Origin of the sequence: Arthrobacter sp. EpRS71 (assembly GCF_001512285.1) — a bacterium.
GTDB lineage: Bacteria > Actinomycetota > Actinomycetes > Actinomycetales > Micrococcaceae > Arthrobacter.
Map to the genome: position 1 here is coordinate 940,570 of NZ_LNUV01000006.1, position 11,388 is coordinate 951,957.

An 11,388-nucleotide genomic window follows, 5' to 3' on the forward strand; every position below is an offset into this window, starting at 1 on the left:
GCTGGGAACGACCTGATCTGCTACCTACTTGGGTGCTACAGCGCTTCCAGCACGCTCACGTAGTTGGCGATGCCCACGCCGCCCATGTTCTGAACCGCGCCACGGCGGGCCGCGGGCAACTGCATGTCGCCCGCGGTCCCGCTGAGCTGCATCGCGGCGATGACGTGCTGAGACACACCAGTGGCGCCCACGGGGTGGCCCTTCGCCTTGAGTCCGCCGGAGACGTTGACGGGAAGCTTGCCGTCCTTATAGACCCACCCCTCCTGGATGGCTCGCGCACCTTCGCCGCGGGGAGTGAGGCCCATGGCTTCGTACATGATGAGCTCGGCGATGGTGAAGCAGTCGTGCACCTCGGCGAAGTCCAGGCCCTCGATGCCGACGCCCGCCATGCCCAGGGCGCGCTCCCACGATGCCCGGGTGGCCGCAAACTCTGTGGGGTCGCGTTTCTCCGCCGGGAAGAAATCGTTGGCGTGTCCGAAACCAGCCAGGCGCACGGGCGCGGTTGCGCCTCCGGTAGCGGACGTGGAAAGCACGACGGCGGCAGCACCGTCGGAGACCGGCGAACAGTCAGTGCGGCGCAGGGGATCGGCCACCATGGGATTCTTCTCAGAGATGGTGCGGCAGAACTCCACGCCGAAATCCCGATGCATCTGGGCGTACGGGTTGTCCATGCCGTTGCGGTGGTTCTTGGCAGCGATGGAACCCAAGACATCGCCGAGGCCGCCCTCAAAACCCGGGCCGCTGATTGCCGCGCCATATCGCTTCCCGTAGTGCTTGGCTACCTCTGCGAACAGGCCGGTGAACCCGGTGGAGGACGCCTTGCCGGCCATCTCGTACGAAGCACCGAGGAGGGCCGCGCCCACGACGTCCGCGCCGGCGTCGGTCATTTTCTCCGCCCCGATCACCAGGACATTCCGGGCGGTTCCGGCGAGGACGGCTTTGACGCCCTGCTGGAAAGCCGCAGACCCCGAAGCGCAGGCATTCTCAGTGCGCGTTGCGGGAACGTTGGCAAGGTCCGCGGAGAGCTGGAGCGCCAAGGACGACGTGAAGCCCAGCGGCTGCATGCCGGAGTTGAACTGCCCCAGGTAAATCTCGTCAATGTCCTTGGGGTCCAGCCCGGAGTTCTTGATGGCTTCGCCGGCCACCTGGACGATCAACGACTCCAGGGTGTCATCAGTGAGCTTCCCGAACTTGCTGTGGCCCCACCCCGTGAGCAGGATGTCTTTGCCGAACTGATCCTTCAGGCTCATGCGTGTGCTCCTTCAAACGTGTGTTCCTCGGTGGGTTCTTCAGAGGCAAGCGCCACCGCAAACTCAGCCTCGGTCTTGCTGCGGATCTCTTCCACCGTGGCGCCCGGGGCGAGGCGGGTCAGTAGCAGCCGCGTGCCGCCGTCGTGCGTTTCTTCGATGTCGAAAACCGCCAGGTCCGTGATGATCCGGTCAACGCACTTGAGCCCCGTGAGCGGGAGCGTGCATTCGGTGACGATCTTCGCCGAACCATCCTTGGCGTTGTGCTCGGTGAGGACCACCACCCGCGGTGTCCCGGCCACCAAATCCATGGCCCCACCCATGCCCTTGACCATCTTGCCGGGGATGGTCCAATTGGCCAGGTCCCCGGAGCCGGACACCTGCATGGCACCCAGGATGGCCACTTTCACATGCCCGCCGCGGATCATGCCGAATGAGGTAGCGGAGTCGAAAATGCTCCCGCCGGGAGTGATGGTAACGGTCTGCTTGCCTGCGTTGATAAGGTCCGCGTCTTCCTCGCCCTCATAGGGGAACGGGCCCATTCCGAGCAGGCCATTCTCGCTCTGGAGGACCACCCGCACGCCGTCGGGCAGGTTGTTGGCCACCAGCGTGGGGATGCCGATGCCGAGGTTGACGTAGTCGCCGTCGTTGAGTTCTTCGGCCGCGATGGCGGCCATGGTGTCACGTGTCCATGCCATGGTGATGTGCTCCTTGTTCGTTAGACCGTGAGTGCTTCGGGGCGCCGTGCTTCAGCGCGCTGCCGGACTGTGCGCTGTTCGATATCCTTGACCCGGTCCGTCGCCTGAACCAGCCGCTGCACGTACACGCCAGGGGTGACGATGTGGTTGGGATCCAGCTCGCCCGGCTGCACAATGACCTCGGCCTCGGCGATGGTTACTGCGCCTGCAGTAGCCACCACCGGGTTGAAGTTCCGGGCCGTGTAGCGGTAGATCAGGTTGCCGTCGGTATCGGCGGTGTGGGCATGGACCAGGGCGACGTCGGCGGTGATGGCGCGCTCGCGGACGTACGTCACGCCGTCGAACTCTTCCAGCGGCTTGCCTTCGGCAACCAACGTGCCCACCCCCGTGCGGGTGTAGAACGCGGGGATGCCGGCGCCGCCGGCCCGGAGACGTTCGGCGAGCGTGCCCTGCGGCGTGAACTCGACCTCCAACTGGCCGGCGAGGTACTGCTCGGCGAAGAGCTTGTTCTCGCCCACGTAGGAAGCGATGACCTTGCGAACCTGACCCGCCTCAATCAGGACGCCAAGACCCTTGCCGTCCACGCCCATGTTGTTGGACACGATGGTGAGGTCCTTGGCGCCCGATTCCCGGACGGCGTCTATGAGGTCTGCGGGGATGCCGCTCAGGCCAAAACCGCCGACGGCGATGGTGAGGCCGTCGGCCATCAGGTCATGGAGCGCTTGGGCTGCGCTGTGTTGGATCTTGGCCATGCTGTGCTCCTCTTTGAGTCTGTATCCACTTTGTGGACTGCGTTGTCTCTTGAGGTCGAGCCTAGGTTTCGTCTGGTGAGGCAGTCAACGGCCGGGAGGTCTAGCTACTCAGGGTGTGGACGGTAGGATGAGAGCTGTCCATATTGTGGATGAAATCTTTGCTGGAGGATGCTGTGGTTGTTCAGGGAGCGCAAGTGGTAGGCCGGGTGGCCCTGCTGCTTCGGCTGGTGGGACGCAAGCCCGAAGGAACCTCTCTGGCGGGTTTGGTGCGGGAGTCCGGCCTGACCCGGCCCACGGTGCACCGGCTGCTGACGTCTCTGGCTGCGGAGGGTTTGCTGGAACATGACTCCGCCTCCGGGAAGTGGGTCTTGGGACCGGAAATCTTCCTGCTGGGCTCGGTGGCTGCTGCACGGTTCCCCATGGAGGACATCGCCAGGCCTTCGCTGCGCAGGTTGGCAGCCGAAACGGGGGAGAGTGCATTCTTCTCCATCCGCCGTGGCAACGAGACAGTGTGCGTTCTGCGCGAGGAAGGCTCGTTTCCGGTGCGGTCCTTCGTGCTGCATGAAGGCGTGCGTTTCCCGTTGGGAGTGGCATCTGCCGGAACAGCCATCATGGCTTTCCTGCCTCCCGAAGAACGGGAACTCCTGTTGGAGGACTGGCCAGCGCATGCCGGGGAGTTCGCCGTGGGTCATCCCGCAGAGGTGGTGCGGGGAAATCTGGAACAGACCCGGCTCACTGGATACTCCGTCAATCCCGGGCTGATCCTTGAGGGCAGCTGGGGGATGGGCGCCGCCGTCTTCGACCAACAGGGACGGCCCGCGTGGGCTCTCTCCCTGACGGGAATTGAACCCAGATTCCGCCCGGACCGCCAGGAGTTCCTCGGCAAGATGCTGCTCGAGGAAGCGCACCGAATGACGGCGCGGTTACAAGGCCCCCAACCCAACTGAGTCGCAGATCAGGTCGTTCCCAGCGCTGAGAACGACCTGAGCTGCTACCTAGTTGGGGGAGCGGAGGTCCAGGCGCATCAGCACTCTCGGGAAACCATTGAGGACCGACGTCGTCCCGGTCACCTTCGTGAAGCCCGCCTTCTCGAACAATCTGCGGGTGCCAACGTACGCCATGGTCAGGTCCACTTTGGCGCCCTTATTGTCCACGGGATACCCCTCAATGGCGGGCGCTCCGTGGCTCTTCGCGAAGTCGATGGCCCCGCGCAGGAGTTCGTGGGAGATACCCTTCCCGCGATGCCCGGGCCGCACCCGGATGCACCAGACCGACCAGACGTTGCTCTCATCCACCTGAGGAATCTTGCGGTTCTTTGCGAACGTGGTGTCCGCGCGAGGGTGAACCGCTGCCCACCCCACCACGTCGTCGCCATCGTAGGCTAAAACGCCCGGCGGAGGGTCCTCGGCCACCAGCTTCTTCACGAACTTTCCGCGTTCCTGTTGTTGGAGCTCCTGGTTCAGCTTGGACGGAATCCTGTAACTCAGGCACCAGCACACGTTGGAATCGGGATTCTTGGGCCCCACCATGGTCTTCACGTCATCGAACACCGTTGCGGGGCGGACCTCGATAGCCATGCGGCCATCCTGTCATCGGGGCTGGACGCAGGCAACGGTTCGGAGCGTACTGCCAGGGATTCCCGGGTTTAAAAAACTTTTTCAATCCGGACCCATCCACCCCGTCCCAGCCTCCGAATAGCTGGTGAGACACAAACCGCAGGTGAAGCAAAAGCAGCACCCGCAGCCCGTGTCCCGCCACCCAATGGATCCAACGCCCTGGTTCCAAAAACAAGGAGAATGACATGTTGTCCACAAAGCGCCCCGCCCTCGCCTTCGTTGGCCTCACTGCAGCCGCCCTTCTCGGACTTACGGCCTGTGGTGGTTCAAGCACCACCAGCACCCCGGCAGCTTCCTCAGCTGCTCCGGAAACCTCCATGGCGGCACCGTCGCCGTCCTCCTCCCCCATGAGCAGCGCAGCCATGGATCCGGCCGCTAACCTCGTGGGCCCCGGCTGCGCCGGTTACGCCGCACAGGTTCCTGACGGTGCCGGTTCGGTAGCCGGCATGGCGCTGGATCCGGTAGCCGTGGCAGCATCGAACAACCCGCTGCTCAAGACCCTGACCGCCGCTGTTTCCGGCAAGCTCAACCCCAAGGTTGACCTTGTTTCCACCCTGAACGGCAGCGAATTCACGGTCTTCGCACCGGTTGACGACGCTTTCGCGAAGATCGACCCCGCAACAATCGAGACGCTCAAGACGGACGATGCCCTGCTGAGCAAAATTCTCACCTACCACGTAGTCCCCGGTCAGCTGACCCCGGACCAGATCGTCGGCACCCACAAGACTGTCCAGGGTGGCGAAGTGACGGTTGCCGGCACCAAGGATGCCCTCACGGTTGACGGAGCTTCCAACGTGATCTGCGGTGGCGTAAAGACCGCCAACGCCACGGTTTACCTGATCGACTCGGTGCTGATGCCCAAATAAGCCCTCGGCTTTGGCAGTAGCAACAACACAGCAGTAGACACAACACAGCAGGCGCCGGAATCCGGCGCCTGCTGTGTTGTGTGGTGCTGTTAGCGGCCGAAGTCGCTGTCGACGTAGGAACCGGCCCTGTTGTGGTCCGATCCGCAGGGGCAGTGGTCAACCTCAATCCGGACGGTCACGGGCTTGGATGAGTCCAAGGTAAGGGTCACATCTTGGGCAGACGAAGTGGGCATGGTGGACCTTCCTGATGAGTAAACGGGTGTTGGCGAAAGCCGGGCTATTTGTCGTCGGATTCCAGCTGGGGTTTGCCCACCAGAGGGATGGTTCCGGTGGGTGTTGCCCCGGCGCAATCGGAATCCGTGCACTTTTCAGCGCAGTCGTGCCGGGTGACGAGGTCGAACTGAACGCCGCCGTGTTGCTCAACGCCTGTGCGAATGGCCCGTTCCACCACTGAGGTGGCCAAGCGTTTGTGCAATTGCAGGGGATCCCGGCGAAGGTCCTTGACCAAGGCGAAACAGAGCAGCAGCATGACGATCACAAAGGGCAGGGCAGCCACGATTGTCACTCGTTGCAGGCCGGACAACGCTTCCGATGGTTTGTCGCCGCCGGCAAGCAGCATGACAGCTGCCACTGCGCCGGTGAGGCTTCCCCAGAAAATGACCACTCCTCGACGCGGGTGCTCCGCGCCGTTGGAGCTGAGGGATCCCATCACGATGGAGGCTGCGTCGGCACCGGTGACGAAGAAGATCGCCACCAGGACCATGGCAAGCACAATGACGGCTGCGGTAGCCCAGCCAGGCATGCCCAGGTTCTTTATGAGGTCGAAGAGGGCGCCATCGAAGTTGATGGAGGGTGCGCCGTCCACCATGGTCACAAGCCCTGGAGTTCCGGCTTTGTCCGCTTCTTGCTGAACGTGGAATGCAGCGCCGCCGAAGATGCCGAACCAGATCACGCTGACCACGCTGGGCACCAGAAGCACGCCGGTGACGAACTGGCGGATGGTGCGGCCACGGCTGATGCGGGCGATGAACATTCCTACGAAGGGCGTCCAGGAGATCCACCAAGCCCAGTAGAAGATCGTCCAGCTGGTCATCCAGCTGCGCAGGGAGTCATCTCCCACGGCTTCGGTTCGTGAGGCCATTTCCGCCACATCACGGGCGTAGTCACCCACGGCCGAGGGGATCAGGTTGAGGATGAACAGGGTGGGGCCAGCTACGAACACAATGAGGGCCAGGACAACTGCCAACACCATGTTGATGTTGGACAGCCACTGGATGCCGCGGCTGATGCCGGAAACAGCTGATGCCACGAAGCAGAAGGTCAGGATCGCTACGATGACCACCAGCACGGGAGTGCCGATCTCACCCAGCCACCCGTTGGACGTCATGCCGCTGCCGATCTGCAGGGCACCGAGGCCCAGCGAGGCGGCGGTTCCGAAGAGCGTGGCGAAGATGGCCAGGATGTTGATGAACTTGCCCAGCGGCCCTTCCACCATGCGGATGCCAAAGAGTGAGGTGAAGGCCGCGGAAACCAGTTGCTTCCGGCCCAGACGGTAGGTGCCGTAGGCCATGGCGATGCCGACTACTGCGTACATGGCCCAGGGGTGCAGGGTCCAGTGGAAGATGGACGTGGCCATGGCAGTCTGGATGGCTGCCGGTGTGCGGCCATCCACTGTTCCCGGCGGCGGCGAGATGTAGTGGTAAAGAGGTTCGGCCACGCCGTAGAACATGAGGCCAATGCCCATGCCGGCGGCGAACATCATGGCCACCCAGGAGACAGTCCGGAACTCTGGCTTCTCGCCGTCCTTGCCCAGTGGGATGTTGCCGAATTTGCCGAGGGCAAGCCACAGGACGAAAACGACGAACAATGAGGCGAGGACCATGAAGAGCCAGCCGGTGTACTCCATGACCCAGTTCAGGGCACCTTTGGAAGTATCGGAGAGGCTGTCGCGTCCCACAAAGCCCCAGACCACGAAGGCGACGGCGATGGCGCCCGTGATCCCGAAGGTGACTTTGTCGAGGGTAAGTTTGCGGTTCCGGCGGGCCGATACGGCCTGCTCGGTCTTGGCGTGGCGCAGTTCTTCCATGATCTGTTCGTGTTCTACAGAATCGGAAAGGGGCTCTGCGCCTCCACCCTCGGCGTTGAGGGCTGCCAGGTTGGTGTCGTCGGGGGAGACCCTGATGACTGCTTCAGGGTTCTCCGCGCGGGCGGGGTTGGTTGGGCTGGCTGCAGCCGGGGTGCCTGCCGCGGGATCGTTGGCAGGTAACTCCTCGGGTGTCAGCGGTTTTGTGTCACTGTGTGTAGCCATGAGCGGGTCCTTTGCTCGGCGTGTCATGAGCCTGCATTTCTACGAGGCCTTGGTGAATGGTGCGCGGTCACGGAGCGGGCAGGCGGTAGGGATGATGCACCTCTTCTGGTTCGTTGGACGGGGTGGTCGAATCGTCGGTGTGTGCTCTGAAGGCGTGTTCCGCAGGAATCAACAACATCCGCGCTATGCAACAGAGTGCGCTCCGTCACATCCAAAGTCAAGGGATTTATGCTCTTTAACAGCAGATTGATATATCAATTGGCTGAAAGTGAAACGTTGCGTATCATGGAGCGGGTTGCGCATAGCGCGTCCATGAAGAGGCGGCAGAAGACAGCGAATGCCCTCCCGATGGTGAGGGAGCGGTAGCTACCGCTGCCTGTAACCCATGCGGGCACTGATGCTCAGCCCGGCCTCCCGTAGGCCATCGATGAGCCCTGGCTGTTCCTCGGGTGAAAAGCGGAACGCCGGGCCGGAAATGCTGACGGCGGCAATAACGCTGCCCGCGTGGTTGTAGATGGGCACAGCAACGGCTGTGAGGCCGATTTCAAACTCTTCGTGGACGGTGGCGTAGCCGTTGCGGGCCACGTCAAGCAGTTGCTTTTCCAGCTCCCCGCGGTTTGTCACTGTCCGTGGCGTGCGGGCAGGCAAACCCACTGCCTTGAAGACCTGGGTTCTTTCATCGGCGGTCAAAGCGGCAAGGAGGACCTTGCCGCTGGAGGTGGCGTGCAGCGGCGTCAAACTCCCCACCCAGTCGTAGGTGGCCAGCGTTGAGGGCCCCATCGCCTGGTCCACGTTGACGGCGTAGTTGGACCGCAGGACGGCCAGGTTGACGGTTTCTTTGTACTCGGCTGCCAATGTTTCAAGAACTTCACGAGCCTCATGCACCACACTGAGCCTGCCAGGTATGGACGATGCGAGGCGGAGGATCCCAAAGCCCAGCTGGTACTTGCCGCGCTCACTGTTTTGCCGGACGATGTCGCGGTTGACCAAGGAGCCCACCAGCCTGGACACGGTGGATTTGTGGATGCCCATTTCTTCGGCGATTTCACTCACTCCGGCGTCGCCTTCGCGGGCAAGGATCTCAAGGATCTGGAGCGCACGGTCCACTGATTGGACGCCGCCGCCTTGGGCGTCCGCGTCCTTATCGATGTCCGGGTTATTCCGTGCGGCCATGATGCCTCGTGTCGTTGTCCAGGCAGGCCGCCCTGACTGGGTAGCGAGTCCGGCCTGCACGCTCGTCTGCCCCTCATCCTAGACGGACTTTCGCGCGGCCCCTTTCACCTCAGGCGGACTGGCATGGTTTACCCCCACGGCAGCGGCAGCACGGGAACGGGCGCGCCGGCTGCCACACCTTCAGGAGGCACAGCCATGTAACCATTTGCCCAAGCAAGCCCGCGCATCATGCCCGGACCCGTGTGGGACGCCGGAAACACGAGGTCGTGGATCAAGGCACAGGGCATGAGCCGTGTACGCCCGGGGTCGGGATCAATGTCGGCCCCGGACGTCAGGAGGCGGGCCTCTTGGAGCGGCCTGTTTCCCAGGGCGGCCAGGAGGGGCTCTCCCAGGGTCATGAGCGCCATCATGGCGGCCAGCGGATTCCCTGGCAGTCCCACGATGAAACGGCCATCAGGAAGTTCTGCCAGCACTGCCGGATGGCCCGGGCGCATGGCCACCCCGTCGAGGAGGAGCCTGCCGCCCAGAGCGGCAACGGCATCGCGGAAGTGGTCCGTGCCGGATTTCCCGGTTCCGCCGGTGGTAACGATGACGTCGGGCCGGTCGGCGTCGGGAAGTGAGCCTCCAGGAGCGCCGCCTAACGCCGCCATCCACTCGTCATACGAGTCGCCGATCCTGAGTTGTCCGCCGGGCGCCCCGCCGAGTTGCGACACGACGGTATCCAGTTGGGGACCGAAGGCGTCGCGGACCTGTCCGGGCGCAGGCTCACCCGAGGTGACTACTTCCGAACCGGTAAGTACGACGGCGACCCGCGGCTTCCGCTGTATCCGCACGTGGTCGTGGCCCGCCACAGCGGCCAAGGCAATGTGGGCCGGATTGAGGAGGGTGCCGGCGGGTATGAGGACATCGCCGGCTGTGGCTTCTTCTCCGGCCGGGCGAATGTGGCGGCCGGGGAGTGTCTCGCCCGGCCTTGAATCGTGCCTGAGCGAGAGGTGCCCGTCGTCGGAGACGAACCCGCTTTCCTTGCGCACGACTGCCGTGGCACCGCTGGGAACGAGCCCGCCGGTGGCGATCACGCTCGCTTGACCCGCAGCGAGCGGCATGCCGGACGCCGTCAGGATCCATGGTCCGTCGCCAGAAGTGTTAACAGCCCAGCCGTCCATGGCTGATGACGCATAGTGGGGGAGATCCTGCTGCGCGACGACGGGGCTGGTCAAGGTGCCGCCGATTGCGTCGCGGAGGCTGACCGACAAGGACGGGAGCGGCGCGGCACAGTGGTAAGCCAGTTGCCGCGCATCGGCCCAGGTGAGGGCCTCGGTACACGTTGCTTGTGCAAGCATTGATGCCCGCTTCCTGAAGTGAGGTGTGATGCAGACACCGGGGACTGCACGGCCTTCCCGTACTACTTGCCGCGCAGTCCCCGGTATCAGTTATGTGTAATGAACTAGGCCTTAACGTAGCCGTTGGGGTTCAGTACGAACTTTGTTGCCGATCCGGCGTCGAATTCGGCGTAGCCGCGCGGAGCATCCTCGAGGGGGATGGCCTTGGCGTTGACGGCCTTGGCGATCTGTACCTTGTCGTGGAGGATGGCCATCATCAGCTGACGGTTGTATTTCATCACAGGGCACTGTCCGGTGGTGAAGGACAGGGACTTGGCCCACCCGGTGCCAAGGGACAGCGAGAGGGAGCCGTGCTTGGCGGCCTCGTCGATTCCACCCGGATCGCCGGTGACGTAGAGACCCGGGATACCCAGGGAGCCGCCGGCGGCAGTGATGTCCATGAGGGAGTTCAGCACGGTGGCAGGTGCTTCGTGGGAGGCATCCTTGCCGTGACCGCGGGCTTCGAAGCCAACAGCGTCCACGCCGCAATCCACTTCCGGAACTCCCAGGATCTGTGCGATCTGTTCCTTGGGATCACCGTTGGACACGTTGACGGTTTCGCAGCCGAAGGAACGCGCCTGCGCCAGCCGGTCCTCGTTCATGTCGCCCACAATCACGACGGCGGCGCCAAGCAGCTGTGCGCCCACGGCGGCGGCGAGACCCACGGGCCCGGCACCTGCGACGTAAACCGTGGAACCCACGCCCACGCCGGCAGTGACGGCGCCGTGGAAGCCGGTGGGGAAAATGTCCGAGAGCATGGTCAAGTCCATGATCTTTTCCAGTGCCTGATCGCGGTCCGGGAAGCGCAGCAGGTTCCAGTCAGCGTAGGGGACCAGCACGAACTCGGCCTGGCCGCCCACCCAGCCACCCATGTCAACGTAGCCGTAGGCGCTGCCGGGACGGTCCGGGTTGACGTTGAGGCAAATACCGGTCTTCTGCTCTTTACAATTCCGGCAGCGTCCGCAGGAGATGTTGAACGGGACCGAGACGATGTCACCTACTTTGATGAACTCGACGTCGGGTCCCACCTCCACCACTTCGCCAGTGATTTCGTGGCCGAGGACAAGGTCCTTCGGGGCTGTGGTGCGGCCGCGGACCATGTGCTGGTCCGAACCGCAGATGTTGGTGGTCACCGTCCGGAGGATCGCGCCATGCGGCACCTTCCGTCCGACGTTGGCAGGGTTGACGCCCGGTCCGTCTTTGAGCTCAAACGTTGGGTAGTCAGTGTCGATGATCTCAACGACACCGGGTTCCTTGTAGGCGACTGCTTTGTTTCCTGACATGGTCACTCCCTATTCTTTGGCTGTTACTGAAAATGCTGCCCAATGATCCGAAAGCGGTGCTTCGAT

Annotated in this window: 11 protein-coding genes; 2 read left to right on the forward strand and 9 right to left on the reverse strand. The window is 63.3% G+C overall.

What is annotated here, in order from left to right; translation table 11 throughout:
• Positions 1-35: 35 nt before the first annotated feature.
• Genes AR689_RS14680 through AR689_RS14690 form a run of 3 tightly spaced genes read right to left on the reverse strand, consistent with a single transcriptional unit; the run spans position 36 to position 2,697 of the window.
• A complete protein-coding gene (locus tag AR689_RS14680; protein ID WP_062071303.1) occupies positions 36-1,250 on the reverse strand; it encodes an acetyl-CoA acetyltransferase in 1,215 nt (404 codons plus the stop codon).
• The gene (locus tag AR689_RS14685; protein ID WP_062071305.1) at positions 1,247-1,945 is read right to left on the reverse strand and encodes a CoA transferase subunit B; all 699 of its coding nucleotides are present in this window, start codon (positions 1,943-1,945) and stop codon (positions 1,247-1,249) included. Before AR689_RS14685 ends, AR689_RS14680 begins: the two co-directional genes overlap by 4 nt.
• Before the next feature lie 20 nt (positions 1,946-1,965).
• Positions 1,966-2,697: a CoA transferase subunit A gene (locus tag AR689_RS14690; RefSeq protein WP_062071307.1), complete on the reverse strand. Its 732-nt coding sequence runs from the start codon at positions 2,695-2,697 to the stop codon at positions 1,966-1,968.
• A 149-nt stretch (positions 2,698-2,846) separates the two neighbouring features.
• Between AR689_RS14690 and AR689_RS14695 the strand changes: the two genes are divergently transcribed.
• Positions 2,847-3,644: an IclR family transcriptional regulator gene (locus AR689_RS14695; protein ID WP_062071309.1), complete on the forward strand. Its 798-nt coding sequence runs from the start codon at positions 2,847-2,849 to the stop codon at positions 3,642-3,644.
• A gap of 48 nt (positions 3,645-3,692) precedes the next feature.
• Here AR689_RS14695 and AR689_RS14700 read toward each other — a convergent pair whose 3' ends face one another.
• The gene (locus AR689_RS14700; RefSeq protein WP_062071311.1) at positions 3,693-4,274 is read right to left on the reverse strand and encodes a GNAT family N-acetyltransferase; all 582 of its coding nucleotides are present in this window, start codon (positions 4,272-4,274) and stop codon (positions 3,693-3,695) included.
• 224 nt (positions 4,275-4,498) lie between these two features.
• Between AR689_RS14700 and AR689_RS14705 the strand changes: the two genes are divergently transcribed.
• Positions 4,499-5,179, forward strand: a complete 681-nt coding sequence (locus AR689_RS14705) for a fasciclin domain-containing protein (RefSeq protein WP_062071313.1) — start codon at positions 4,499-4,501, stop codon at positions 5,177-5,179.
• 89 nt (positions 5,180-5,268) lie between these two features.
• Here the strand turns inward: AR689_RS14705 and AR689_RS23360 are convergent, their stop codons facing one another.
• The 5 genes from AR689_RS23360 to fdhA form a co-directional block, all read right to left on the reverse strand.
• A complete protein-coding gene (locus AR689_RS23360) occupies positions 5,269-5,412 on the reverse strand; it encodes a hypothetical protein (protein WP_197412891.1) in 144 nt (47 codons plus the stop codon).
• A gap of 44 nt (positions 5,413-5,456) precedes the next feature.
• Positions 5,457-7,487 carry a BCCT family transporter gene (locus tag AR689_RS14710; protein WP_231745536.1) on the reverse strand — a complete coding sequence of 677 codons (2,031 nt, stop codon included), beginning with the start codon at positions 7,485-7,487 and terminating at the stop codon, positions 5,457-5,459.
• 366 nt (positions 7,488-7,853) lie between these two features.
• Positions 7,854-8,660: an IclR family transcriptional regulator gene (locus AR689_RS14715; protein ID WP_062071317.1), complete on the reverse strand. Its 807-nt coding sequence runs from the start codon at positions 8,658-8,660 to the stop codon at positions 7,854-7,856.
• 128 nt (positions 8,661-8,788) lie between these two features.
• A complete protein-coding gene (locus AR689_RS14720) occupies positions 8,789-10,000 on the reverse strand; it encodes a molybdopterin molybdotransferase MoeA (protein ID WP_062071319.1) in 1,212 nt (403 codons plus the stop codon).
• Positions 10,001-10,104: 104 nt separating this feature from the next.
• Positions 10,105-11,322 carry a formaldehyde dehydrogenase, glutathione-independent gene (fdhA, locus tag AR689_RS14725; protein WP_062073816.1) on the reverse strand — a complete coding sequence of 406 codons (1,218 nt, stop codon included), beginning with the start codon at positions 11,320-11,322 and terminating at the stop codon, positions 10,105-10,107.
• Positions 11,323-11,388: the final 66 nt, after the last annotated feature.